This window comes from Ruminococcus sp. NATIVEDY161 (assembly GCF_045819895.1).
In the GTDB taxonomy this organism is placed as follows: Bacteria; Bacillota; Clostridia; order Oscillospirales; family Acutalibacteraceae; genus Ruminococcoides.
Window position 1 is genome coordinate 2399045 of the sequence record NZ_CP162392.1, and the last position, 26466, is coordinate 2425510.

The 26466-nt window shown below is 48.9% G+C and carries 17 protein-coding genes; 12 read left to right on the forward strand and 5 right to left on the reverse strand.

Annotated features, from left to right (window positions below; translation table 11 throughout):
* The first annotated feature begins 3 nt into the window (after positions 1–3).
* The 5 genes from trpD to trpA are packed head-to-tail and all read left to right on the forward strand — an operon-like array spanning position 4 to position 4368.
* Positions 4–1035, forward strand: a complete 1032-nt coding sequence (trpD, locus tag AB1I50_RS11420) for an anthranilate phosphoribosyltransferase (RefSeq protein ID WP_407724124.1) — start codon at positions 4–6, stop codon at positions 1033–1035.
* Positions 1032–1817, forward strand: a complete 786-nt coding sequence (gene trpC, locus AB1I50_RS11425) for an indole-3-glycerol phosphate synthase TrpC (RefSeq protein WP_407724126.1) — start codon at positions 1032–1034, stop codon at positions 1815–1817. The genes trpD and trpC overlap by 4 nt, the downstream gene beginning before the upstream one ends.
* Positions 1810–2418 (forward strand): phosphoribosylanthranilate isomerase, encoded by a 609-nt coding sequence (locus tag AB1I50_RS11430; protein ID WP_407724127.1) that lies wholly within the window; start codon positions 1810–1812, stop codon positions 2416–2418. Before trpC ends, AB1I50_RS11430 begins: the two co-directional genes overlap by 8 nt.
* Positions 2415–3605: a tryptophan synthase subunit beta gene (gene trpB / locus AB1I50_RS11435; protein ID WP_407724128.1), complete on the forward strand. Its 1191-nt coding sequence runs from the start codon at positions 2415–2417 to the stop codon at positions 3603–3605. Before AB1I50_RS11430 ends, trpB begins: the two co-directional genes overlap by 4 nt.
* Positions 3598–4368, forward strand: a complete 771-nt coding sequence (gene trpA / locus AB1I50_RS11440) for a tryptophan synthase subunit alpha (RefSeq protein ID WP_407724129.1) — start codon at positions 3598–3600, stop codon at positions 4366–4368. The genes trpB and trpA overlap by 8 nt, the downstream gene beginning before the upstream one ends.
* A 90-nt stretch (positions 4369–4458) precedes the next feature.
* Here the strand turns inward: trpA and AB1I50_RS11445 are convergent, their stop codons facing one another.
* The 3 genes from AB1I50_RS11445 to AB1I50_RS11455 form a co-directional block, all read right to left on the reverse strand.
* Positions 4459–6189 (reverse strand): ammonium transporter, encoded by a 1731-nt coding sequence (locus tag AB1I50_RS11445; RefSeq protein WP_407725346.1) that lies wholly within the window; start codon positions 6187–6189, stop codon positions 4459–4461.
* A 356-nt stretch (positions 6190–6545) separates the two neighbouring features.
* Positions 6546–8372 carry a glutamine--fructose-6-phosphate transaminase (isomerizing) gene (gene glmS, locus AB1I50_RS11450; RefSeq protein ID WP_407724130.1) on the reverse strand — a complete coding sequence of 609 codons (1827 nt, stop codon included), beginning with the start codon at positions 8370–8372 and terminating at the stop codon, positions 6546–6548.
* Positions 8373–8431: 59 nt separating this feature from the next.
* A complete protein-coding gene (locus AB1I50_RS11455; protein ID WP_407724131.1) occupies positions 8432–10519 on the reverse strand; it encodes a glutamine synthetase III family protein in 2088 nt (695 codons plus the stop codon).
* Between the two features lie 293 nt (positions 10520–10812).
* On the opposite strand from AB1I50_RS11455, the gene gltB reads away from it, so the two are divergent.
* The 5 genes from gltB to AB1I50_RS11480 all read left to right on the forward strand — a co-directional run bounded on the left by gltB (position 10813) and on the right by AB1I50_RS11480 (position 20373).
* Positions 10813–15351 carry a glutamate synthase large subunit gene (gene gltB, locus AB1I50_RS11460; protein ID WP_407724132.1) on the forward strand — a complete coding sequence of 1513 codons (4539 nt, stop codon included), beginning with the start codon at positions 10813–10815 and terminating at the stop codon, positions 15349–15351.
* On the forward strand, positions 15351–16835 hold the full coding sequence (locus AB1I50_RS11465; RefSeq protein WP_407724133.1) for a glutamate synthase subunit beta: 1485 nt from the start codon (positions 15351–15353) through the stop codon (positions 16833–16835). Before gltB ends, AB1I50_RS11465 begins: the two co-directional genes overlap by 1 nt.
* 9 nt (positions 16836–16844) lie before the next feature.
* Positions 16845–18437, forward strand: a complete 1593-nt coding sequence (locus AB1I50_RS11470) for a CTP synthase (RefSeq protein WP_407724134.1) — start codon at positions 16845–16847, stop codon at positions 18435–18437.
* A 283-nt stretch (positions 18438–18720) separates the two neighbouring features.
* On the forward strand, positions 18721–19557 hold the full coding sequence (locus tag AB1I50_RS11475) for a sensor histidine kinase (RefSeq protein WP_407724135.1): 837 nt from the start codon (positions 18721–18723) through the stop codon (positions 19555–19557).
* A gap of 18 nt (positions 19558–19575) precedes the next feature.
* Positions 19576–20373, forward strand: a complete 798-nt coding sequence (locus tag AB1I50_RS11480) for a LytR/AlgR family response regulator transcription factor (RefSeq protein WP_407724136.1) — start codon at positions 19576–19578, stop codon at positions 20371–20373.
* A gap of 60 nt (positions 20374–20433) precedes the next feature.
* Here AB1I50_RS11480 and AB1I50_RS11485 read toward each other — a convergent pair whose 3' ends face one another.
* Both AB1I50_RS11485 and AB1I50_RS11490 read right to left on the reverse strand, forming a co-directional pair.
* Positions 20434–21951 carry a SpoIIE family protein phosphatase gene (locus AB1I50_RS11485; protein ID WP_407724137.1) on the reverse strand — a complete coding sequence of 506 codons (1518 nt, stop codon included), beginning with the start codon at positions 21949–21951 and terminating at the stop codon, positions 20434–20436.
* Between the two features lie 130 nt (positions 21952–22081).
* Positions 22082–22354 carry a hypothetical protein gene (locus AB1I50_RS11490; protein WP_407724138.1) on the reverse strand — a complete coding sequence of 91 codons (273 nt, stop codon included), beginning with the start codon at positions 22352–22354 and terminating at the stop codon, positions 22082–22084.
* Positions 22355–22588: 234 nt separating this feature from the next.
* Between AB1I50_RS11490 and AB1I50_RS11495 the strand changes: the two genes are divergently transcribed.
* Positions 22589–25651: a carbohydrate-binding domain-containing protein gene (locus AB1I50_RS11495; protein ID WP_407724139.1), complete on the forward strand. Its 3063-nt coding sequence runs from the start codon at positions 22589–22591 to the stop codon at positions 25649–25651.
* A gap of 174 nt (positions 25652–25825) precedes the next feature.
* On the forward strand, positions 25826–26449 hold the full coding sequence (locus AB1I50_RS11500; protein WP_407724140.1) for a TetR/AcrR family transcriptional regulator: 624 nt from the start codon (positions 25826–25828) through the stop codon (positions 26447–26449).
* The last annotated feature ends 17 nt before the right edge of the window (positions 26450–26466 follow it).

The following is a 26466-nucleotide window of genomic DNA, read 5'->3' on the forward strand; positions in this document are numbered from 1 at the left end:
TTTATGATAAAAGAAGCTATTGCAAAAATTGTAAACAAGGAAGATTTAACCTACGACGAAGCGTATACCGTTATGAATGAAATTATGAGCGGTGAAACTTCTCCCACGCAGAATGCGGCGTTTTTGGCGGCATTGTCAACCAAAAGCGCAAAGGCTGAGACAACCGACGAAATCGCCGGATGCGCCGCCGCTATGCGCGACCACGCGACAAAGGTAGAAACAGGTATGGACGTGCTCGAGATTGTCGGCACAGGCGGCGACAACGCGCAGAGCTTTAATATCTCAACTACCTCGGCGTTAGTCGCGGCGGCAGGCGGAGTAAAGATTGCAAAGCACGGCAACCGCGCGGCTTCATCAAACAGCGGCACAGCCGATTGCCTTGAAGCTCTCGGAGTTAACATCAACCAAAGTCCGGACCGCTGTATTGAAATGCTAAGTGAAGCAGGAATGTGCTTTTTCTTCGCGCAGAAGTACCACACCTCTATGAAATATGTCGGCGCTATCCGCCGCGAGCTTGGCTTCCGCACGGTGTTTAACATCCTCGGGCCGCTAACAAATCCTGCATCTCCCAAGCGTCAACTGCTTGGTGTATACGACGAGTACCTTGTTGAGCCGTTGGCGCAGGTACTGATTAACCTCGGCGTAAAAAGAGGTATGGTCGTTTTCGGTCAGGATAAGCTCGATGAAATCTCGATGAGCGCGCCGACAAAGATTTGTGAAATCAACAACGGCTGGTTCAAAACCTACACCATCAAGCCCGAGCAGTTCGGCTTTGAGCGTTGCACAAAAGCGGATTTGAAAGGCGGCACACCTGAAGAAAACGCGCAAATTACGCGCGATATTCTCAGCGGAAAGCAAGGTCATATGCGCAACGCGGTGCTTATGAATGCAGGCGCGGCGCTATACCTGTACGATAAGGCGGACAGCCTGAAAAGCGGCATAGCGCTTGCCGCCGAGCTGATTGACTCAGGCGCGGCGCTTAAAACACTCGAAATGGTAATTGAAGTTAGCAACCGCCCCGAGGTGGAAGTATGACGATTCTCGACGAACTCGCTGAATACGCCAAACAGCGTGTCGCACGTGCAAGAAAAAATATTTCTCTTGAAGAATTAAAACGCCACGCCTTTGCTCTGCCGCGCGGGAATTTTGAGTTTGAAAAAGCGCTGAAAAAGGACGGAATATCATTCATCTGCGAGTGCAAAAAAGCCTCACCGTCAAAGGGCGTAATCGCCGCGGATTTTCCTTATCTTCAAATCGCGAAGGAATACGAAAGCGCAGGAGCAGATTGTATTTCCGTGCTGACCGAGCCAAAGTGGTTTTTGGGCAGCGATAGTTATTTGCAGGAGATTGCCGCGGCAGTAAATATCCCTTGCCTTCGCAAGGATTTTACCGTGGACGAATATATGATTTACGAGGCAAAGTGCCTCGGCGCGTCGGCGGTACTGCTGATTTGCTCAATTCTGAGCAAAAAGCAAATCAATGAGTATTTGGAAATTTGCGATACTCTCGGACTTTCTGCACTTGTAGAAGCTCACGATGAAAATGAAGTAAAAACAGCGCTTGACTGCGGCGCGAGAATAATCGGCGTTAACAACCGCAATTTAAAGGATTTCACCGTTGATACTCAGAACAGCCGCCGTCTCAGAAGGCTGATACCGAAGGACGTGATTTTTGTTTCGGAAAGCGGAGTAAAAACTCCCCGGGACGTGCAAATCCTGCGTGAAATAGGCGCTGACGCGGCGTTAATCGGTGAAACGCTGATGAGAGCCGCAGACAAAAAGCAAAAATTAAATGAATTAAGAGGTTATGATGACTAAAATAAAATTTTGCGGACTGACCCGTCCGTGCGATATACAAGCCGCCAATGAAATAAAACCCGATTACATAGGCTTTGTATTCGCCCCAAACAGCAAACGCAGAGTCGGATATAAACAGGCGGTCGATTTGAAAAATCTTCTGAGCAAGGACATCAAGGCTGTCGGCGTTTTTCTGAACGAGGACATCAGTCAGGTTATTTCGCTGTTAAATCTCGGCATTATCGACGCGGCTCAGCTCCACGGCGACGAAAGCCCCGAGTACATCACACGAATTCAAAAAGAAACCGGCAAACCGGTTATTAAGGCGTTCCAAATTCACAGCGAGGCTGACGTTGCCGCGGCGGAAGAAACAATTGCCGACTACATAATTCTTGACGCCGGCACAGGCGAGGGAAAAACCTTTGACTGGAATTTGATTGATAATTTCAAAAAGCCGTATTTCCTCGCAGGAGGTCTTAACGCGGAAAATGTAACCGCCGCAATGCACAAGCTTCACCCATACGCGCTTGACGTAAGCACGGGAATTGAAAAGGACGGCTTTAAGGATAAGGAGAAAATGGCGGAATTTGCCGCGGCTGTAAGAAAGGAAGAAGCAGAATGACAAACCCAAACGGACGATTCGGAATTCACGGCGGTCAGTATATTCCCGAAACGCTGATGAACGCCGTGATTGAGCTTGAAGAAGCGTATAATCACTATAAAAACGATCCCGAGTTTAACCGCGAGCTTGCAGAGCTTTTTAACGAATACGCCAACCGCCCGTCAAGGCTTTATTATGCCAAGCGGATGACGGAAAACCTCGGCGGTGCGAAAATCTATTTGAAGCGCGAGGATTTGAACCACACCGGAGCGCATAAAATCAATAACGTTCTCGGTCAGGCGCTGCTCGCAAAAAAGATGGGAAAAACACGCCTGATTGCCGAAACAGGCGCCGGTCAGCACGGCGTTGCCACCGCCACTGCTGCGGCTCTGCTCGATATGGAATGTGTTGTGTTTATGGGCGAGGAGGACACTATCCGCCAAGCGCTCAACGTATACAGAATGAGACTTCTCGGTGCAGAGGTCGTTGCAGTAAAAAGCGGAACGCGGACACTAAAGGACGCGGTAAGTGAAGCAATGCGCGAGTGGACAAACCGTATTTCCGACACCCACTATTGCTTAGGCTCGGTTATGGGGCCGCATCCGTTCCCGACTATTGTCCGAGACTTTCAGGCGGTAATTTCCAAAGAGATTAAGGAGCAAATGCTCAAAAAAGAGGGCAGACTCCCCGACGCCGTAATCGCCTGCGTGGGCGGCGGCTCAAACGCAATCGGCAGCTTTTATCACTTTATTGAGAATAAGGATGTAAGGCTTATCGGATGCGAGGCGGCTGGCAGGGGAATTGATACCTTTGAAACCGCCGCGACTATTTCCACCGGAAGGCTCGGGATCTTTCACGGTATGAAATCATATTTTTGCCAGGATAAGCACGGACAAATCGCGCCTGTTTATTCAATTTCGGCAGGGCTCGACTATCCCGGCGTAGGTCCCGAGCACGCTAATCTTCACGACACAGGCAGGGCTGAATATGTCGCGATTACCGACGACGAAGCGGTTAACGCCTTTGAGTATCTCTCAAAAACCGAGGGCATTATTCCCGCGATTGAATCCGCGCACGCGGTCGCCTACGCTATGAAGCTTGCGCCCACACTTGGTAAGGATAAAATTATCGTCATAACCGTTTCAGGCAGGGGAGACAAGGACTGCGCGGCTATCGCGCGTTACAGAGGGGAGGATATTTATGAGTAATATCGCAAAGGCTTTTCAAAACGGCAAGGCGTTTATTCCGTTTATCACCTGCGGCGATCCCGACTTGCAAACAACAGCGGCGGCAGTCCGTGAAATGGCGCAAAACGGCGCTGATTTGATTGAACTCGGAATACCTTTTTCCGATCCGACTGCCGAAGGACCTGTAATTCAGGCGGCAAATATCCGCGCCCTCAGCGGCGGAGTAGATACCGACAAAATTTTTGACCTTGTGCGCGATTTGCGCAAAGACGTTACCGTGCCGATGGTCTTTATGACCTACGCAAACGTTGTATATTCCTACGGCGCGGAAAAGTTCATTTCCATTTGCAGTGAAATCGGCATAGACGGCTTGATTCTGCCCGACATTCCCTTTGAGGAAAAGGAAGAATTCTCAGAGGTCTGCTGCCGTTATGATGTGGATTTAATCTCTTTAATTGCGCCGACGTCCGAAAACCGCATCGGAATGATTGCCAAGGAAGCGGAAGGCTTTATCTATTTGGTATCGAGTCTCGGCGTTACGGGTGTACGCAGTGAAATCACCACCGACCTCGGCGCTATTGTCAAGGTCATCCGCGAAAATACAAGCGTTCCTTGCGCAATCGGCTTTGGCATTTCCACACCCGAGCAGGCAAAAAAGATGGCAGGAATTGCTGACGGCGCGATTGTCGGTTCTGCGATTGTCCGCCTGCTGGAGAAATACGGCAAGGATGCGCCCGAATATATCGGAAGATATGTCCGTGAAATGAAGAACGCGATTATTTAAAACAAACGGCAATCCGTTATATACAATATCCCCGGCAAATATGAGGGTTACAAACTCGTACTTGCCGGGGTTATTTATATATATTTATTTTTACATATAGTCAAAATGCTCCATCGCTTCAAGTCCTGTCTGACCTGTTCTGACCTTCACAACGTCCTCGACGTCATAAACAAAGATTTTTCCGTCGCCAATGTGACCTGTATAAAGCGTCCTCTTTGCGGCGTCAATTACCTTGCTGACGGGAACGGTGCAGACCACAATGTCAACCTGAACCTTCGGCAGAAGATTGGCTTCAATCTGAACACCGCGGTAATATTCGGGCTTGCCCTTTTGAGTTCCGCAGCCGAGAACATGACTGACTGTCATACCGTCAATGCCTATAGCCATCATAGCGTTTTTAAGCGCCTCAAGCCGCGATTCCTTGCATACGATTTCAACCTTTGTAATCTTAGGCTTGCCCTCGTCAAATGTCGGAACCTTCTTAACCTCAACTGCCTCAGCAACAGGAATATCTCCGCTGACAAGCACCGGTGAAGAGCCTTCCTCAATATACTCGGGAACCATTGAAAATCCTGCGTATGCCGACGGCATACCGTGCTCGGTAATGTCCAGACCGAGGGTTTCTTCCTCGCGAGATACGCGAAGTCCGAAAATCTTTTTGATTAGGAAGAACACGCAGGTCATTGTGACTGCCGTCCATGCTGCAACCGAGAGAAATCCCAAAAGCTGCAAGCCGAGCAGCTCTACTCCGCCGCCATAGAAAAGACCTGTCAGCTTAACGCCCGAGGCGTTTGCAATCGAGTAACCGGGTGCGGAATCCGTTGCGAATAATCCGACAGCCAGAGTACCCCAAATACCGTTCAACATATGAACAGCCACAGCGCCTACAGGGTCGTCGATATGCAGCTTGTAGTCGAGCAGCCACACGCCGAATACAACGAGCAGTCCCGACACAACGCCGATAACAATCGCGCCGAAAGCGTCGGTAACGTCACAGCCTGCGGTAATCGCCACCAAGCCTGCAAGAGAGGCGTTAAGGCACATACTGACGTCAGGCTTGCCGTACTTAATCCAAGTGAAAATCATACACACAACCGTGGCCAGGGCAGGGGAGACGGTAGTTGTTAAAAAGATAGAACCGAGCTGTTCAACAGAAGTCGCCGCCGCGCCGTTAAAGCCGTACCAGCCGAGCCAAAGGATAAATACGCCGAGCGCACCGAGCGCAATGTTGTGACCCGGAAAAGCGCCGACCTTTACGACCTTGCCGTTTTCGTCCCTCTTGAATTTGCCGATACGCGCTCCCAAAATCTTCGCGCCGATAAGCGCCGAGATACCGCCTACCATATGAATTGCGCAGGAGCCTGCAAAGTCGTGGAAGCCGAGCGTGCTCAGCCATCCGCCGCCCCAAATCCAGTGCGCTTCAATCGGATAAATCACAGCGGAAATAATGCCTGAGTATACGCAGTAGGACAAAAACTTTGTCCTTTCAGCCATAGCGCCGGACACAATCGTCGCGGTAGTTGCGCAGAAAACAAGGTTAAACACAAAGCTCGAAAAATCAAAATTCGCGTACGAGCTGAACAGGTCAAATCCTGGCTGACCGATAAAGCCGAGCAAATCCTCGCCCATCAAAAGACTAAAGCCGATTAGGATAAATGTAACCGTACCGATACAAAAATCCATCAGGTTTTTCATAATGATGTTGCCTGTGTTTTTCGCTCTGGTAAAGCCTGCCTCAACCATCGCAAAGCCTGCCTGCATCCAGAACACCAGCGCCGCGCCGATTAAAAACCACACGGCAAAAAGCTGTTCGTTTGTCATTTGAGTAATAAGTTCTCTTACACTTTCACTCACTTAAATCACTCCTTAAAATTTGTTGTACAAGCACAAAGGCGCGCCTCCGTTTGGAGAACGCGCCTTTGCGTTGTCATATGTTAGCCTATCGGAAGATAGCGTCTTTTAGTTCGCGTACTTTAGGTCGGCGTTAATGCTTTTGTCGGTGTTTCGCGGGAAGGGTTTGTAGTGAATTAAATGTTAGTATCACTGTTTATCACCGGTCGCATTGTTACAATACTGTTTCGCAGGGAAGGTTTGTTTTGAATTAAACGTTTGTATTCACTGTTTATCAAAATACAATGTTTTTGCCGCCGTTACGCGAAAAATATATTATATAATCGTTACTCTACAGTAACCGATTTTGCCAAATTCCTCGGTTTATCAACATCATTACCCTTGTTGACCGAGGTGTAATACGCCAAGAGCTGCATCGGAACCGTTGCAAGCATCGGCATTAGCGTTTCATTAAGCTTGGGAATTCTGATTAAGTAATCCGCCGCGTCGCGGTCAATGTCGGCGTGCTCGTCGCAAATTACAATCGTCATCGCTCCGCGCGCCTTGACCTCTTTAATATTAGAAACCGTCTTTTCAAGCAGACTGTTCTGCGTTGCTACGGCGATTACGGGCATTCCGTCCTCTACAAGCGAGATTGTGCCGTGCTTAAGCTCACCTGCCGCGTAGCTCTCGGAATGAATATACGAAATTTCCTTCAGCTTCAGCGAGCCTTCCATCGACAGCGCATAGTCAAGTCCTCTGCCGATATACAGTAGGCTGTCCGCGGTAATCAGCTTTGTGGAAACATACTGGCAGGTGTCGAGCACCTTGCCGATTGTCTCCTCAATCTTCGCGGGCATTGATACAAGCTCCGAGGTAAGCTGACGGCATTGTTCCTCGCTGATTTTGCCCTTTGCAAACGCCATTTCAAACGCCAGCAAATACATCACCGAAAGCTGAACCATATACGCCTTTGTCGAAGCCACGGCAATCTCAGGGCCTGCATGAGTGTAGATAACCATATCCGCCTCACGCGCGATCGAACTGCCCTTAACATTTACAATAGCCAGCGATTTTGCGCCTGTACCCTTAACAAGGTTCAGCACTGCCTTTGAGTCGGCTGTTTCGCCCGACTGGCTGATGATAATAACCAAATCGTTTTCACCGATAAGCGGATCGCGGTATCTGAACTCGGAAGCGATGTCAACCGTAACCGACACCCTCGCGATTTTTTCAATCACATACTTACCGACCATTCCTGCGTGCATAGCCGTACCGCAGGCAACGATAAATATATTGTTAAAGCTCCGTAAAATTTCGGGCGTAATTCCGCACTCCTCAAGGTTCGGCAAGCCGTTTTCAATCCGCGGAGTAATTGTTGTCTTAACCGCCGTCGGCTGCTCGTTAATCTCCTTAATCATAAAGTGCGGATAACCGCATTTTTCGGCGCTGTCCTCGTCCCAGTCGGCGGTGTGAAGCTCCTTGTCTATCATTCTGCCGTGCAAACTGCAAAAGTGAACCGAGCCGTTTTTGAGCACCGCAATCTCACCGTACTCCAAAAGGTAGTAATCCTTTGTATACTTGATAATCGCGGGAACGTCCGAGGCGACAAATACTTCGCCCGTGCCCTGACCGACAATCAGCGGACTTTCGCACCTGACAGCATATACCGTCTCGGGACGGTCTGCAAACACAATTCCCAGAGCATACGAGCCTCTGATTTCGTGCAGCACCTTGCGGATACAGCGGACAGGGTTGCCGTCGTAGTAAAAGTCGAGCAGCTGAGCGACAACCTCGGTGTCGGTGTCCGACAAAAAGTCAGTCCGCTCGTTGTCAATCAAAAACTGTTTAAGCTCTTTATAATTTTCGATAATGCCGTTATGTACAATAGTAACGCGCCTGCCCGAATGGGGATGAGAGTTCACGTCTGACGGCTCGCCGTGAGTTGCCCAGCGTGTGTGACCGATTCCGGCGTGACCGTTCGGCTTGCCTTCCTTTTCCATTTTAGTTTCAAGGTCTGAGAGCCTGCCCTTAGTTTTGGCAACTTCAATTTTGCCGTTCTCAAATACTGCGATTCCTGCGGAATCATAGCCCCTGTATTCAAGCTTTTTCAGCGCCGAAACAAGCACCTCAGTACAGTCGCGCGGACCTACATAGCCAACAATACCACACATAATTAATCTACCTCCGATAATTTGATTTTAGCTAACATATATGACAAATAATAAATAGTTTATACTCCGAAAAGGATTTCGCCGTAAGACGGATACGGCCAGTACTTTGAGGGCATTTCCGTCTCCATTTCATCTCCCACAGCTCTGAGCTCTTCCATAAGCGCAAAGACGGTGTTCCTGAAATACTTGGCGTGTTCAAGGTTTTCTCCGCTGTAATCAGCCGCGTTTTTAACCGCCGCTTCGAGCTCGTCAGTCTTTTTAACAAAAGCTTCAAGCTCCTCGGAAAGGCTCTTTAACAAGCTTTCCTCGGCGTAACAGGACATAAACGGCGACGCTTGCTTTTTGAAAGAAACGGTCTGAGCCAGCTCGTTAATAAAAGTAATAACCGCAGGCGTGATGTCCCTTTTAGCCATTTCGAGCATTGACAGCGCCTCAATGTTGAGCTGCTTTGAGTAGTGTTCAAGCTCAATCTCATACCTCGCGTGAATCTCCTGCTCCGATACAATGCCGTGCTTTACAAACAAATCAATGTTTTTCTTATCAATATAGTGCTCCATCGCGTCGGGAAGCGACTTGTAGTTGCACAGTCCGCGCCTTGCGGCTTCTTCAACCCACTCGTCGGTGTAGTTGTCACCGTTAAATATAATACGCTGATGGGCGGTAAGTGTTTCCTTAACAAGCGCCTTAACCGCTGTATAAATATCGGTTTCGCCGTTCAGCTTTTCATAAAAACCGCTGAGCTCCTCGGCTACCATGGTATTGAGCATATAGTTGGGACAGGCGATATTCAGCGAAGAACCGAGCGCTCTGAACTCAAACTTATTGCCGGTAAACGCAAACGGCGAGGTGCGGTTTCTGTCCGAATTATCCTTGCGGAAGGTCGGCAGAGCGTCAACGCCTGTTTCCATTTTAAGCTTGGCGTGGCTGCGGTACTCCGTGCCGTTGATAATGCTCTCAACCAAAGCGCCCAAATCGTCACCGAGGTACATCGAGATAATCGCAGGCGGAGCTTCGTTCGCGCCCAAACGGTGGTCGTTTCCTGCCGAAGCGACAGTAATCCTCAGCAAATCCTGATACTCGTCAACCGCCTTGATGATCGCGGCAAGGAACAGCTGGAACTGAATATTATCCTCGGGAGCTTTGCCCGGATCGAGCAGGTTTTCGCCTGTATCGGTCGAGATTGACCAGTTGTTGTGCTTGCCCGAGCCGTTAACGCCCTTAAATGGCTTTTCATGAAGCAAACATACAAGTCCGTGACGTTCGGCAACCTTCTTCATAAGCTCCATTGTAAGCTCGTTGTGGTCGGTCGCGATGTTCGAGGTCGAGAAAATCGGCGCAAGCTCGTGCTGCGACGGCGCAACCTCGTTGTGCTTTGTCTTAGCCAGTACGCCGAGCTTCCAAAGCTCCTCGTCCAAATCTCGCATATACGCGGCAACCCTTGTCTTGATTGAGCCGAAGTAATGATCCTCAAGCTCCTGACCTTTAGGCGCCATCGCACCGAAAAGCGTTCTGCCTGTGTAAATTAGGTCAGGGCGTTTGTCGTACATCTCTTTATCAATTAAAAAGTACTCCTGCTCAGGGCCAACTGTCGTGGTAACGCGCTTAACGTCCTTGCCCAATAGCTTTAACACCTTTACAGCCTCTTGACTGAGCTTTTCCATTGAGCGGAGCAGCGGAGTTTTCTTATCGAGCACTTCTCCCGTGTACGAGCAAAACGCCGTCGGAATATAAAGGGTTGAATCCCTTACAAACGCCGGAGAAGTAGGATCCCATGTCGTATATCCTCTCGCTTCAAAGGTCGCGCGGATTCCGCCGCTTGGGAAACTCGACGCGTCGGGCTCGCCCTTAATAAGCTCCTTGCCCGAAAATTCCATAATAACGCCGTCGCCGCCCGGCTGAATAAAGCTGTCGTGCTTTTCGGCTGTAACGCCCGTCATCGGCTGGAACCAATGAGTGTAATGTGTACATCCAAGCTCAACCGCCCAGTCCTTCATGGCGTTCGCCACAACGTTTGCAACGCTGATGTCGAGCTGTTCGCCGTTTTCAACGGTCTTTTTCAGCCCCTTATAGGTGGTCTTAGGCAGTCTTTCCTGCATAACTTTGTCGTTAAAAACCATACTGCCGAAAATCTGCGGTACGTTTGTCATAAGATTACCCCCAATATACATTTGACATAAAAAAGAGGGCACTAACGGTAATGTTCCGTCAGCGCCCTTGCTGTGTCATTGATGCAAGTATACTCCGATTAATTCATTTTGTCAAGAGAAAAATGAAACATTTTTAAAAAAACTTGCAAAAATATTTCATATAATGAACAAATAGCAGAAATATACATCGTAAAATGAAATAAATTATTTAAAAACTTGCAAAATGGTATTGACAATTCAAAAAATTCGGTATTATAATAAACACGTAAAAATTGCAGAGAGGAAGAAGTCATATGTTTCAGCAAAAGAACACTCAGCTCAAACCGGCGCTGTATTCTCCGCGCTTTGAGCACGACAACTGCGGTATCGGAGCGGTAGTAAACATCAAGGGTAAAAAATCGCACGGTACAGTCGAGAACGCCCTTACAATTGTAGAAACTCTTGAACACCGCGCAGGCAAGGATGCCGAGGGCAAAACAGGAGACGGAGTAGGAATTCTGCTCCAAATCAGCCACACCTTTTTTAAGAAGGCGGCAGAAAAACTCGGCATTAAGCTGAAAAACGAGCGCGATTACGCTGTGGGTATGTTTTTCTTTCCGCAAAACGAGCTCAGGCGCAATCAGGCAAAAAAGATGTTTGAAATTATCGCCGCCAAGGAAGGGCTCAATATCCTCGGCTGGCGTGAGGTTCCCCATAACACAAACGCAATCGGTCAGCGTGCCGTTGACTGTATGCCTAATATTCAGCAGTGCTTTATCGAACGTCCCGAGGGCGTGAGAAAAGGGCTTGACTTTGACCGCAGGCTCTACGTCGCACGCAGAATTTTTGAACAGAGCAGCGAGGATACCTACGTTGTTTCGCTTTCCTCGCGTACAATAGTATACAAGGGAATGTTCCTTGTAGGCGACCTACGAAATTTCTTTCCCGATTTGCAGGATAAGGATTTTGAGAGCGCAATCGCGCTTGTTCACTCGCGATTTTCAACCAATACAAATCCGAGCTGGGAGAGGGCGCATCCCAACAGAATGATAGTCCACAACGGCGAGATTAACACAATCCGCGGCAACGCCGACAAAATGCTCGCGCGTGAGGAAAATATGCGTTCTGAGCACCTAAAGGGCGATTTGGATAAGGTAATTCCCGTGGTCAACGCCGAGGGCTCCGACTCCGCAATGCTCGACAACACGCTCGAATTCCTCGTGATGAGCGGTATGGATTTACCCCTCGCGGTGATGATAACGATTCCCGAGCCGTGGGACAGAAACAACACAATCTCGCGCAAAAAGAAGGATTTTTATCAGTATTACGCGACAATGATGGAGCCGTGGGACGGCCCTGCCTCAATACTTTTCTCGGACGGCGATATTATGGGCGCAGTGCTCGACCGCAACGGCTTGCGCCCTTCAAGATATTACATCACGGATGATGAAAATTTAATCCTTTCCTCAGAGGTAGGTGCGCTCGAAATTCCTGCGGAAAAGGTAGTCGCAAAGGACAGACTCCGCCCGGGAAAAATGCTCCTTGTCGATACCGCCAAGGGCGAGCTTATCAGCGACGACGAGATTAAGGAACGCTACGCTTCAAAGCAGCCCTACGGCGAGTGGCTCGACAGCAATCTTTTAAGGCTTAAGGACTTGAAAATCCCGAATTTAAAGGTTGACGAGCACCGCCGCGCGGAGCGAAAAAAGCTTCAAAAGGCGTTCGGCTATACATACGAGGACATTATGACCTCAATTTTGCCGATGGCACGCGACGGCTCTGAGCAGATTGCATCAATGGGTACAGACAGCCCGATTCCGCCGCTTTCAAAGGTAAATCAACCGCTGTTTAACTACTTCAAACAGCTCTTTGCCCAGGTAACAAATCCGCCGATTGACGCGCTCAGGGAGGAGGTTGTGACCTCGACCACAGTATACCTCGGTGAATCGGGTAATATCCTTGAAGAAAAGCCCGAAAACTGCAAGGTTTTGAAGGTTCACAATCCGATTTTGTCATCGACAGACATTTTAAAGCTAAAAAACATCAGGGAACGCGGCTTTAAATCCGCGGTTATCCCGATACTGTACTATAAAAACACCTCGCTCAAAAAAGCGGTTGAAAAGATGTTCTTAAACGCCGACAAGGCGTACCGTGAGGGAGCGAATATCCTGATTCTATCCGACAGGGGAGTTGACGAAAACCACCTCGCCATTCCGTCACTTTTGGCGGTTTCGGCGCTTCATCAGCACCTTGTCGTTACCAAGCGCAGAACATCGCTTTCAATTGTACTCGAAAGCGGCGAGCCGCGCGAGGTTCATCACTTTGCTACTCTCCTCGGCTACGGCGCTACGGCGGTAAATCCGTACCTCGCGCAGGAGACAATCCACGAGCTTATCCACGACGATTTGCTCGACAAGGACTACTACGCGGCTGTTGACGACTACAACAACGCGGTTATCCACGGCATTGTCAAAATCGCCTCAAAAATGGGAATTTCCACAATCCAGTCCTATATGGGCTCGCAGATTTTCGAGGCAATCGGACTTAGCGGCGAGGTCATTGACAAATACTTCACAGGCACGGTCAGCAGAGTAGGCGGCATTACGATAAAGGATATCGAGGATAATGTCGAAAAGCTCCACACCGCCGCCTTCGATCCGCTCGACTTGGAAACAAGTGCTGAGCTTCCCTCAAACGGAACTCATAAATACCGCAGCGGCAAGGAGGAGCACCTTTACAATCCGCAGACAATTCACGCTCTGCAGGCGGCAACGCGAACAGGAAGCTACGATTTATTCAAGCAGTATACAAAGCTTTTGAATGAAGAGATGAGCGCGGTAAGCCTTCGCGGTCTGCTCGACTTCAACTTTGCAGAAAATCCCGTGCCGATTGACGAGGTTGAAAGCGTTGACGAGATTGTAAAGCGCTTTAAGACAGGCGCGATGAGCTACGGCTCAATCTCTCAGGAAGCGCACGAGACCTTGGCACTCGCAATGAATATGCTCCATGGTAAGTCAAACTCAGGCGAGGGCGGCGAAAGCCCCGAACGCCTTGCCACAAAGGGAACAAAGGAAAACCGCTGTTCCGCGATTAAGCAGGTAGCCTCGGGACGTTTCGGTGTTACGAGCGAATACCTCAACTCAGCCGATGAAATCCAGATTAAAATGGCGCAGGGTGCAAAGCCCGGCGAGGGCGGTCATCTGCCCGGCAGCAAGGTATATCCGTGGATTGCAAAGACAAGGCACTCCACACCCGGCGTGTCGCTTATTTCACCGCCACCGCACCACGATATTTACTCAATTGAGGACTTGGCACAGCTAATTTACGACCTCAAAAACGCCAACAAAAACGCGCGTATTTCTGTTAAGCTCGTGTCGGAATGCGGAGTGGGAACGGTAGCCGCAGGCGTTGCCAAGGCAGGCGCAGGGGTAATTCTGATTTCGGGCTATGACGGCGGAACAGGCGCGGCTCCGAGAAGCTCAATTTATAATGCAGGTCTGCCGTGGGAGCTCGGACTTGCCGAGGCCCATCAAACCCTGATTATGAATAACCTAAGAAATAAAGTTGTAATCGAAACCGACGGCAAGCTGATGACAGGACGTGACGTCGCAATCGCCGCAATTCTCGGTGCGGAGGAGTTTGGCTTCGCAACCGCTCCGCTCGTAACAATGGGCTGCGCCATGATGCGTGTGTGCAACCTCGACACCTGCCCGTTTGGCGTGGCAACTCAGAATCCCGAGCTGAGAAAGCGCTTTGCAGGCAAGCCCGAATATGTAGTGAACTTTATGCGCTTTATCGCTCAGGAGCTCAGGGAATATATGTCAAGGCTCGGCGTGCGAACTCTCGACGAGCTCGTTGGAAGAACCGATTTGTTAAAGCAAAAGACTAACCTAACCGACAGCGAAAGCAAGCTCGACTTATCGGCAATTTTCAGCTCGAATTGCAGTGAAAAAATAGAGTATAAAACAAAAAGCCTTTACGACTTCAAGCTTGCCGAAACTCTTGACGAAAGCGTTTTGGAAAAGGAATTTGACCTTACAAAGCCTGTAAAACAGCAGCTTGAAATTCAGATAAAGAACACCGACCGTTCGCTCGGAACAGCCTTTGGCTCAGAGCTCACAAAGCGCTTTGGCTCGGCTCTGAAAGACGACACCTACACCGTAAAGTGCAGCGGTTCAGGCGGTCAGAGCTTCGGCGCGTTCATTCCAAAGGGCTTAACGCTTGAGCTTTCGGGCGACAGCAACGACTACTTCGGTAAAGGCCTTTCGGGCGGTAAGCTCGTCGTATATCCGCCTGAAAATTCAAAATTCAGCGCGGAGGAAAATATAATCATCGGCAACGTAGCGCTTTACGGAGCAACAAGCGGTAATGCGTACATCAACGGCGTTGCAGGCGAGCGCTTCTGCGTCCGCAACTCAGGCGCAACGGCTGTTGTCGAGGGAGTAGGCGACCACGGCTGTGAGTATATGACAGGCGGCTGTGTGCTCGTATTGGGAAGAACAGGCAAGAACTTCGCCGCAGGAATGTCAGGCGGCGTAGCCTATGTTTTTGACGAACACCACCACCTCTACCGCAGACTTAACAAGGAGCTTGTCGAGTGTACGGAGCTCAGCGACGAGGTCGATGTTGAAAAGGTAAAGGCGCTGATTGCAGAGCACGTAAAGGCGACCGGCTCGCAGAAGGGCAAGAGAATACTTGATAATTTCAGCGAATATCTGCCGCTTTTCAAAAAGATTATTCCGTATGATTACAAGCGTATTATTCAGGAAATTGCCGAGAACGAGGCTCGCGGTATGAACGCCGAGCAAGCCGGAATCGAAGCGTTTTACACTATCATAAAGGAGGAGCACTAATGGGAAAGCCTACAGGATTTATGGAATATGAGCGCGAGGAAGCCCGTGCCTTCTCCGTTAAAGAGAGAATAAATAATTACAACGAGTTTCACGAACCGCTGAGCCTTGATGAGCAGAAAAAGCAGGGCGCAAGGTGTATGGAGTGCGGAGTGCCGTTTTGCCAGTCGGGGCTTAACATCGGCGGAATGATTAGCGGCTGTCCGCTCAATAACCTGATTCCCGAGTGGAACGATTTGCTTTTCCGCGGTTCATTTGAGCAGGCGTATCAGCGGCTCAGACTTACAAATAATTTCCCCGAGTTTACCTCTCGCGTATGCCCTGCACTGTGCGAAAAAGCCTGCACCTGCGGCGCGAACGGCGACGCGGTTACGGTCAGAAATAACGAGTATATGATTGTCGAAACCGCATACGCCGAGGGCTTTGCAAAGCCGAATCCGCCCAAGGTGAGAACAGGCAAAAAAATTGCCGTAATCGGCTCAGGCCCTTCGGGACTTGCCGCGGCAGACCAGCTAAACCGCCGCGGCCACAACGTAACTGTGTTCGAGCGCAGCGACCGTGTCGGCGGACTGCTGATGTACGGAATTCCGAATATGAAGCTCGAAAAGCAGATAATCGAGCGCAGAATAAACATTATGAAGGAAGAAGGCGTTGAGTTCAAAACAAACGTCAACGTCGGCAAGGATATTTCTGTAAAAGAACTAAAAGAACAGTTCGACAGAATAATCCTCTGCTGCGGAGCGTCAAATCCGCGCGATATAAACGCAAAAGGACGTGAAGCGGACGGAATTTACTTTGCGGTGGATTTTCTCAAATCCACCACAAAGGCTCTGCTCGACAACGGCTTAAAGGACGGTACATTCATTTCGGCAAAGGGCAAAAATGTAATTGTAATCGGCGGCGGCGACACAGGCAACGACTGCGTGGGAACCTGCGTCCGCCACGGTGCAAAGAGCATTTTGCAGCTTGAGATGATGCCCAAGCTCCCCGATACCAGAGCCGAAAATAACCCATGGCCGCAGTGGCCGAGGGTTTGCAAGACCGACTACGGTCAGGAGGAAGCCGCCGAGGTATTCGGCAGCGACCCGAGGGTGTATCAGACAACCGTCAAGGAGTTCATTAAGGATAAAAATGGCAAATTAAAGGGCGCTGTGCTTGTAAAGCTGAGCTTTGAAAAGGACAAAAAGACCGGACGGATGAATATGAAGGAAGTTAAGGGCTCAGAGTACGAGGTCAAGGCTGAGCTTGTGCTTATCGCGGCAGGCTTCCTCGGCAGCGAGAGCTATGTTACAAAGGCGTTCGGCACAAATGTTGACGGCAGAACAAATATTGCCTGCAAGAATGACTCTCACCTCACAAGCGCCGAAAACGTCTACGCCGCAGGCGATTGCCGCAGCGGTCAGTCGCTTGTAGTACGCGCAATACGAGACGGCCGCGACTGCGCAAGAGAAGTTGACCTCAGTCTGATGGGCTATACGAATTTATAAGGAGACAAAATGACAAAGTATATTTTTGTAACAGGCGGAGTTGTCTCGGGACTCGGCAAGGGAATAACCGCCGCCTCGCTCGGCAGACTGCTGAAGGCAAGGGGACTGAAGGTTGCCGCTCAAAAGCTCGACCCGTACATCAACGTAGACCCGGGCACAATGAGCCCGTACCAGCACGGCGAGGTTTACGTTACTGAGGACGGAGCCGAAACCGACCTTGACCTCGGCCACTACGAGCGCTTTATCGACGAGGACTTGAACAAATACTCAAACCTAACCACCGGCAAGGTGTATTCAAACGTTCTCGCAAAGGAACGCCGCGGAGAATACCTCGGAAAAACGGTTCAGGTTATTCCGCACATCACCGATGAGATTAAGCGCTTTATCTATTCCGTCGGCAAAAAGACCGACGCCGACGTTGTAATTACAGAAATCGGCGGCACAATAGGCGATATCGAAAGCCAGCCGTTTATCGAGGCAATCCGCCAGGTCGGCCATGAGGTCGGACAGGACAACAGGCTGTACATCCACGTGACGCTTGTGCCATATCTAAAGGCTTCGGGCGAGCATAAAAGCAAGCCCACTCAGCACAGCGTTAAGGAGCTTCAGGGCTTGGGAGTATCGCCCGACATCATAATTCTCCGAACAGACGAGCCGATTAAGGACAGGGCGATTTTTGAAAAAATTGCGCATTTTTGCAACGTCTGGCCCGACTGCGTAATCGAAAATATTACGCTTCCGGTTCTTTATGAAGCGCCGCTTATGCTCGAAAAAGCGCATATTTCCGACATTGTATGCCGCGAGCTGAACCTTAAATCGCGCAAGCCCGACCTTGCCGATTGGGAGCATATGGTCGAGTGCATCAAGTGCCGCGAAAAGACCGTTACAATCGGTTTGGTCGGCAAGTATGTAGAGCTTCACGACGCTTATTTGTCTGTAGCCGAGGCGCTCCGCCACGCCGGCTATTACCTGAATTCAAGCGTAGAAATCAAGTGGATTGACTCCGAAAATATCACGGAGGAAAATGTAAATTCAACCCTTTCCGGACTTGACGGAATTATCGTCCCGGGCGGCTTCGGTCAAAGGGGAATAGAGGGTATGATTTTGTCGGCAAAATACGCCAGGGAGAACCGCGTTCCGTACTTCGGAATTTGTCTTGGTATGCAGATTGCCGTAATCGAATTCGCGAGAAACGTTGCGGAAATCGAGAACGCAAATTCAGGCGAATTCGCCCAGAATGTGCCGAAGGTTATCGACTATATGCCCGGTCAAAACGATGAAATTGACAAGGGCGGAACGTTAAGGTTAGGCGCTTATCCGTGCGTGATAAAGGAGAAAACTTCAATGCACCGCGCCTACGGAAAGACCAAAATAAGCGAACGTCACCGCCACCGCTACGAGTTTAACAACGACTACCGCGATGCGTTACAGTCGGCAGGCTTAACGCTGTCGGGACTTTCCCCGGACGGCAGACTTGTCGAGACGGTCGAGCTGAGCGACCGCGATTTTTACATCGGCGTGCAGTATCACCCCGAATTTAAGAGCCGCCCCAACAAACCCCATCCGCTTTTTTCGGCGTTTATCAAGGCTGCGCTGAGGTAAACCGTTTCATCTGCTCCGTAATACAAAGAATAGTATATAATTAAACCGCCGGTTCTTTTTCAAAAGAGCCGGCGGTTTTTATGGTGCTATATTGTAAACTTGCTAAACTGTATAATCAATGAAATTTTGCTGTTCCATAATGGAACACCCTGTAGTTAAAAAATGATAAATATAGTACAATATATATGAATATTGCCTAAACGCGATGAATACAAAGGAATTTTTGAAATAAATATAAAACCGCGGCAACTCCGTGCACGCTAAGCGGAAAGGGTAATGTGCAATGAATAATATCCAAAATATATATTTTTCAATCGAAATATGGGGCGCATTGTTCAGCCTTATAGCCGCTTTGACAATACTGCTTACAAGGCACTTTGTCTCGTTTTTGACACTGCCGCTTATCGGTATCGTAATCAAGCTGTTTAAGCCCGAGACCCCCTTTGTAACAATCGCGATTGTTATCTCGGTTATCATATTGTTTGTATCCTATGAGGCAAGCTACGTTCAGTTCCTTGTTGAAAAGGAAAAGAAATTAAGCGAGGAAAAGCTAAAGCTTGTCAATCAGCAGATGAAACCGCATTTTATTTTTAACACGCTTACGCTCATTAGATATCAGTGCCTTACAGAGCCCCAAAAAGCAGCAGAAACGGTGTCCGAGTTCTCGGGATACCTCAGAAGTATAACCGACTATCTGACCGAGGAGGACTGTATTTCGGTTGAGGCGGAGCTTGATATCGTAAAAAACTATTTGCAAATTCAGTCAAAGCGCTTCGGCGACGGAATAAACTGTGAGTACGACATTCAGGAAACCGATTTTGACGTTCCGCCGTTTTCCGTTCAGACCTTGGTAGAAAACGCCGTTCAGCACGGCTTTAAGAGCGGTCAAAAGAAAAACGGCGTAATCAGAATAACCACAAAAAAAGACGGAAAAAACCGCTTGGTTGTTGTTGAGGATAACGGCGCGGGCTTTGATACTAAAAAGCTTAAAAAGAAGGACAAAGGCTCTGTCGGCATCACAAATACACAAAACAGGGTAGAAATTATGTGTGGGGGCGAGCTTAAAATTGAAAGCGAGCCCGGAAAAGGCACAAAGGCAGTCATTATTATTCCCGAATAAATTGCGGAGTTGATAAATATGAACATACTAATTGCAGACGACGAAATGAGTATGCGCTACGATTTGAAATTCGCGGTTGAAAGGGTAGCGCCGTTTGATGATAACGTATTCTTTTTTGCTCAGGACTACGACAGCGCCGTCGAGCAGATAAAAAGCAACAAAATAAACATCGCCTTTCTCGATATTAATATGCCCGGCAAAACCGGGCTGGAGCTTGCGCAGGCGATAAAAAGCTACGATTCCGACATCAATATCATCATGGTCACGGCGTACAGGGAATACGCTCTTGACGCCCTGCGGCTGTATGTCAGCGCCTACCTGCTCAAGCCGGTTGACGACAACGAGCTCAGAGAGGCTCTCTTAAATCTCCGCAAGCCCGTCGGTGACACGCGAAACGATACAAAAAAGCTGTTTGTACAGTGCTTTGGTAATTTTGAAGTATTGGTAAATGACAGGGCGATAAAATTCTCCCGTCAAAAGGCAAAGGAGCTGTTTGCGTACCTCGTCTGCCTTAGGGGAACATCGGCAACAAGAGGGGAGATATGCGCCAATCTTTTTGAGGAAATCAACGAGAGTAAAAGCTATGAGCATCTTAAAAAAGCCGTTCAGTCGCTCAAAAAAGACCTCTCAAAATATTATGCCGAGGACGTGCTTGTGCACAGACGCAACGCGTATTCCGTCAACACAAACCTAATCAGCTGTGATTACTACGACTATTTGGACAGAAAGCCCGGTGCGGAAAAACTGTACAGAGGAGAATTTATCAAGCAGTACAGCTGGGCTGAGGTTTATGTATATCATCTTGAAAATTATTAAGGCATAATTAAAGGCTGCCGCGGGTAAATCACCTGCGGCAGCTTTGTAATTTAAGATATATTATTCCTCAGTTTCTCCCTTGTACTCTATGCACAGCATAGTCAAATCATCAAACTGCGGAGCCTCGCCGACAAATTTATCGACAGCCGCGTCCACAGCCGCGAGAATCTCCTTGGGAGATTTGTCCTCGGCGGTGCGCAGCGCCTCAATCATTCTGTCAGTACCGAACAGCTTTTCGTTGGAGTCTGTAGCCTCGGCAACGCCGTCGGTATAAAGGAACAGCTTCGCACCTTTGGTAAGCTGTAACTCATACTCCTTAAAGCGAATGCCGTCCATATAGCCTACCATAATTCCGTGCTTATCCTTCAACAGCTCAAAGTGGCCGTCCGCCTGCTTAACGGCAGGCTTTTCGTGACCCGCGTTGGCGGCGGTAAACATTCCTGTTCTCAAATCGAGCACGCCCAGCCAAACCGTAACGAACATTTCCTCGGGGTTGTTCTCGCAAATCTGACGGTTAACCTCCTCAAGCGCGGCTTTGGGAGTCTGCTTCACCATAGTGTAGCTTTTCAGCAAAATTTTGGAGTGCATCATAAACAGCGCGGCAGGGACGCCCTTGCCCGAAACGTCAGCCATTACGATACCCAGTCTGTTTTCGTCAATCATAAAGAAGTCGTAGAAGTCTCCGCCGACCTCCTTTGCGGGCGTCATAGAGGCGTAAATATCAAAATCATTTCTTTCGGGGAAGGCAGGGAACTTGTCGGGCAGCATACCTGCCTGAATATTAGTCGCAAGGCGCAGCTCGGTATCAAGCCTCTGCTTTTCAGCGGTAATTCTTGTGTTTTCGTCAATATAACCGATTAAATCCCTGTTCATATCCTCAAAGGAAACAGCAAGCTCCTCAATCTCGTCGCCGGTGCGGATATCTGTTTTAACAACCTCTTTGTTCTTAACGCTCTCTTTAACCGTGCGCACAGCCTTTGTCAGCTTAACAACAGGCTTGATAATATGCCTGCGGATAGAGAAGTAGAAGATAATCACAGACAGCAGCATAACGCCGAGCGCTACTCCGATAAGTCCGCCGATATATCCGAAAATAGTACCGAGCACCTTGTCGGTGGAGTAGCTCGCCGCAAAAACTGCAACGGCGTTTCCTTTGCTGTCAAGCACCGGAGTGTAGTAGGTCACGGTCTTAACGCCGTTCTTTTCGTTTTCGGTGTAGATGTTCTCTCTCTTTGATTTCTCGGGATTCAGCTCGGTATCAGTCTCAGCCTTCAATGCTCTTGTAACATATTCCTTTTCGTTTCCGAAATATTCGGCATTTTTATTAAGAGATTCGCCTAAGGTCTTGTCCTCGGTTGACGCTATATAGGTGATATGATCCTCATACGGAACAAAAACATCACAGCTCTGCAAGCCGTAGTCGTCATTAATCAGCAGCAGGTTAAGAAAAACATTTTCATAGCCTTCGTCGGGCTTTCCGGTGCTTAAATATTTTTCAATACCGTTATCGTCGGCCTCTTTGTCGGACGATGTAACCGCCGTACCCTTAAGCGCCGCCTCATAGGTATAGTTTCGCACCTCATTTACTAAATTGGCATAGCTGATAACGCCTATAACCGCTGCGGCTATGAGCGATACAACAATGACAACGATGATTAGCCTCTGACTTGAAATCTCAAATCAGAGGCTTTTGTTAAAAAATCCTTTTCTACATAAACAAGGTCTTGCCTGTTGCCAAACGCAGAATGTCGTCTATTAGCACACGCATAAATATTATAAATTCATATAAAGAGAACACTCCGGTTACTGTTCCGATTACCCCGGTGACGATCATTATTATAGTCTGTTTTCTTATTTCTGATTTTAGCTTATCATCGGGATTTGTTTTCATTTCATTTTTGCAGCTTTTTATCGTTTTAAGTCCGCGAAAAAAGAGAATAAAGCATAAAATGGGAGGTACAAGAACAAATAATATCTCCATAATAATCTCCGATTTACCTACTTTGTATTAAATAAACTATTGCAATTCCATTTTACTACAATCGCTTCCAAAAGTCAACAAAGCAGTAAAATTTGTGTATTTTCCGGTAAGGGTACTTTTATTTAAAATTTTTAATGCTTTTTTTAAGGTTTCTCCTCTACAATGATACCGTAAAAAATTCTATCGCGTTCGAATACCCCACGGTAGAGTAATTAAAATGAGAGGAGTTTAATTATGGCAAAAAAATTATTATCCCTGATATTGGTATTTGCACTGATATCAACCTTCACAATCACCGCGATTTCTGCGGCAGAGGTTAACGCGGATTCTTCCGTTTCGGCAGTTGCCGAGCAGAGCGCGGTGCTGACGTTCTCGAACAGCTCAATCACCGAAACCTCGGCAGGCAGCGGCTACACAATCGACGGCACAACGCTTACTATCACAACGGCAGGTACTTACCGTATCACAGGCAGCTGCACCGAGGGCTCGATTATAGTCAGCAAGGGTCTGAGCAATGTAACGCTCATTCTTGACAATCTGTCTCTTTCGTCCTCGACCACCGCGCCTATTGTCGTAAAAAAGACGGCAACGGTAAATATTCATCTGGTGGGAACCTCCACGCTTACCGATAACGAAGACCCCGCGAACGAGACATCAACAGACACAACCGTTGCGGAGGCGTTTGAGGGCGCGGCGGTAAAGGTAAAGAGCGGCTCAACCGTTACCTTCTGCGGCGAGGGCAACCTCAATGCAGTAGCCAACGCCAAGAACGGCATCAAGGGCGGCGCGACTGCCTCACTGATATTTAACCAGAGCGGCACAATAAATGTCAGCGGCAATTCAAAATACTACGGAGCGACAACCTCCGGCGCGGCTGTCAACAACGGCATAGCCAGCGACGGAAGTATCGTAATCAACCAAGGCACATATGTAATCAAAGCCGCAAACGACGGTATTAAGAGTACTCCCGACGCCACAGACGAAACCGAGGGAACGGTTATCGACACCGAGTCCGCAGGCACGGTGACAATCAACGGCGGCACATTCGATATTGACGTTGACGGCGACGGAATTCAGGCTGACACCGCGTTGAACATTAACGGCGGTACATTCGATATTCGCACATGGAAGGGCTACAGCGTTTGGAACGATACTCTCGCAAACGCCTACAGCTGCAAGGGCTTAAAGGCTTCGGGTGACCGTGCCGAGGAGGCAGGTATCGAGCCTGCGCTCAACATCACAGGCGGTACATTCACCATTAACACAGGCGACGACGCAATTCACTCCGACGCAAACGCTACCGTAACCGGCGGCACCTTCACTATTCAGACAGGCGACGACGGTATGCACGCCGACACCTCATTAACGCTCGGCACAGAAAACGGCTTTGACCGCAACCCCGACGTAAACATCAGCACATCTTATGAAGGACTCGAGGGCGGCACTGTATACGTTTATTCCGGACGTTACTATGTTGTCGCGAGCGACGACGGCGTAAACGCCGCAGGCGGCAGCACAAACGGCTCGGATCCCGGCGCGGGCGGCGGAAACACCTTTAATCCCGGCGGACGTCCCGGAGGCGGCGGCTTTAACCCCGGCGGAAACACTCAAACAACAGGCAGTTACAACATTTATATCTACGGCGGAGATTTGTACGTAAACTGCAACGGCGACGGTATTGATTCCAACGGCGGCTTGTATCTTTACGGCGGAACTCAGGCGGTATTCAGTATGAAATCCGGCGGAGATAATTCTCCCATTGACGCCGACGGCACAATTTCCATCCAAGGCGCTACCGTATTCACCGCAGGCGCGGCAGGTATGGACGGTTCAGCAAAATCAAGCTGGTTCGGCACCAATCAAAAATATACATCAAGCACAACAAGCTACACGGCAGGCAAGGTCATCAACGCCAAGGCAGGCAGCAGCGGCAGCGTAGTATTAAGCTATTCGCTTCCCAAGGCGGTCAACTTCACTATGGTTTCGTGGTCCTCAACAGTGTCATCAAGCACACCGTCGCTCACGACAGCTACAAGCGTAACGGCTTGTAAGGGCGGCTCACAGAGCCACACATGGAACTCAGGTACAGTGACAACCGCGGCTACCTCAACATCATCAGGAGTAAAGACCTACACCTGCACAAAATGCGGCGCGACAGAAAAGCAGACAATCCCCATGACCGTTTCGGTTGACGCCTGCGACCACTCGGTAAATCAGGAAGAAGTAGTCGATAACGGCTACACAGTTACCTTCGCAGGCGACAGCGGAGTAAGCTCCCTTACCGTTTATAATACTCAGGACTACACAGGTGCAAGCGAATCCGTTTCAGCCACAGGCACAACCGTTTCACGCAGCAGCGCGACAGGAGAGCCCGACTCAACAGGCGACGGTCAGGTTAACTTTACAATCAATATTGCCGACGGCTACGCGCTCGACAGCGTAACGGTTACCTCGGGAACATACAAAAACATCAAAGGTCCGACCGACACCGGGCTTGCAAACACCTACCGCATTACAAAAATCAGCGGCGACACAACCATCACAATTAAAACCGTTCAGTGTGAACACGGAACAATCGCCTCAGGCACAACTCCGTCGTGGAGCTGGAGCGACGGCTACGGCACTGCAACGCTTTCATACACCTGCGCGGATTGCGGCAACACCGTAAATGTTGACGGCGAGGTATCAAGCGTGCTGACATCTTCATCACTAATCACCTTTACAGCAAAGGCTTCTATCGGCTCAACTCAGTACACCGACACAAAGACAGCTTCACCCTTCACGGCAAACTTCGCGTGCGACGAGGGCGTAGAGTCCGTTAACGTATACTACACTCAGGACTACACATCAGCAGACGAAACAGGCGTAACAACCGCGGTTGCGCGCGATAGCGGCACAGGCAATCCCGTTGTTACGGGCGACGGACAAATTAACTTTGTTGTAGTTCTCAAAAACGGCTATACGCTCGATTCCGTAACCGCGGAAGGCGCGTATAAAAACGTAAAGGATACCGGTGTGGAGAATACCTACCGTATCACAAAGGTAACAGGCGCGGTGACAATTAACGTCACAACCGAAAAGAGCGCGACTCCTTCGGATTATACCCTCGGTGACGTTAACGGTGACGGATATATCACAGTTGCCGATGCAACACTCGTTCAGCAGCACGCCGCAGAGCTTATCACCCTCACGGGCAACGCTTTGCTCGCAGCAGACACAAGCAAGGACGGTTTTGTAACAGTAGCTGACGCAACTCTCATTCAGCGGTACGCGGCAGAACTGATTGACGAATTCTAAAATAAAATTCAATACTTAACGCAAAATCCACCGGTTTTTCAGCCGGTGGATTTTTAATGCCTATTATAATAAAAAATACGAATTACTTATTGACATTGTGTCAGAATAGGCGTATTATATAGTTACTGACAGTATGTCAGAATAATTTAAATAATGGAATACAAGGTGATTTATATGCCGAAGGGGTCTCCCAAGCTGACAAACGCACGAAAGGAAGAAATTATCTCTGCATGCAAAACGCTCTACAAGGAAATGAGCTTCAAGGATATTACGATAATGAAAATCGCGAATTTCACAACCTTTTCACGCGCTTCAATTTACAATTATTTTGAGACTAAGGAAGAAATTTTCCTTGCCATCCTGCAAAAGGAATACGAGCTCTGGGTTGAGGATTTAACAAAAACTACGCAGGACAATGACAGTATGACAAAGGATGAGCTTGCAAAAGCCCTTGCCGCGTCTCTCGAAAAACGCAGGCTGTTATTAAAGCTGATGAGTATGAACCACTACGATATGGAGGAGAACAGCCGCGAGGAACGTCTTTGCGAGTTCAAGGTGGCATACGGCAAGTCGCTTAAAGCGGTTGATGAAATGCTCAAAAAGTTCTGCACCGATATGAGCGAAAAGGCGAGAGAGGAGTTTATCTACTGTTTCTTTCCGTTCATCTACGGAATTTACCCCTACACGGTAGTGACCGACAAGCAGAAAATCGCTATGGAGCAGGCAGAGGTCGGATATGTATTTTATTCAATTTACGAGCTCTCCTACACCTGCGCAAAAAAATTAATAAACGCTTAGAATATTGAAATAGGAGG

Coding starts and splice junctions, on each gene's coding strand:
- trpD (WP_407724124.1), top strand. CDS start 4: ATGATAAAAGAAGCTATTGCAAAAATTGTAAACAAGGAAGATTTAACC.
- trpC (WP_407724126.1), top strand. CDS start 1,032: ATGACGATTCTCGACGAACTCGCTGAATACGCCAAACAGCGTGTCGCA.
- AB1I50_RS11430 (WP_407724127.1), top strand. CDS start 1,810: ATGACTAAAATAAAATTTTGCGGACTGACCCGTCCGTGCGATATACAA.
- trpB (WP_407724128.1), top strand. CDS start 2,415: ATGACAAACCCAAACGGACGATTCGGAATTCACGGCGGTCAGTATATT.
- trpA (WP_407724129.1), top strand. CDS start 3,598: ATGAGTAATATCGCAAAGGCTTTTCAAAACGGCAAGGCGTTTATTCCG.
- AB1I50_RS11445 (WP_407725346.1), bottom strand. CDS start 6,189: ATGACAAACGAACAGCTTTTTGCCGTGTGGTTTTTAATCGGCGCGGCG.
- glmS (WP_407724130.1), bottom strand. CDS start 8,372: ATGTGTGGTATTGTTGGCTATGTAGGTCCGCGCGACTGTACTGAGGTG.
- AB1I50_RS11455 (WP_407724131.1), bottom strand. CDS start 10,519: ATGACAAACGTACCGCAGATTTTCGGCAGTATGGTTTTTAACGACAAA.
- gltB (WP_407724132.1), top strand. CDS start 10,813: ATGTTTCAGCAAAAGAACACTCAGCTCAAACCGGCGCTGTATTCTCCG.
- AB1I50_RS11465 (WP_407724133.1), top strand. CDS start 15,351: ATGGGAAAGCCTACAGGATTTATGGAATATGAGCGCGAGGAAGCCCGT.
- AB1I50_RS11470 (WP_407724134.1), top strand. CDS start 16,845: ATGACAAAGTATATTTTTGTAACAGGCGGAGTTGTCTCGGGACTCGGC.
- AB1I50_RS11475 (WP_407724135.1), top strand. CDS start 18,721: ATGAATAATATCCAAAATATATATTTTTCAATCGAAATATGGGGCGCA.
- AB1I50_RS11480 (WP_407724136.1), top strand. CDS start 19,576: ATGAACATACTAATTGCAGACGACGAAATGAGTATGCGCTACGATTTG.
- AB1I50_RS11490 (WP_407724138.1), bottom strand. CDS start 22,354: ATGGAGATATTATTTGTTCTTGTACCTCCCATTTTATGCTTTATTCTC.
- AB1I50_RS11495 (WP_407724139.1), top strand. CDS start 22,589: ATGGCAAAAAAATTATTATCCCTGATATTGGTATTTGCACTGATATCA.
- AB1I50_RS11500 (WP_407724140.1), top strand. CDS start 25,826: ATGCCGAAGGGGTCTCCCAAGCTGACAAACGCACGAAAGGAAGAAATT.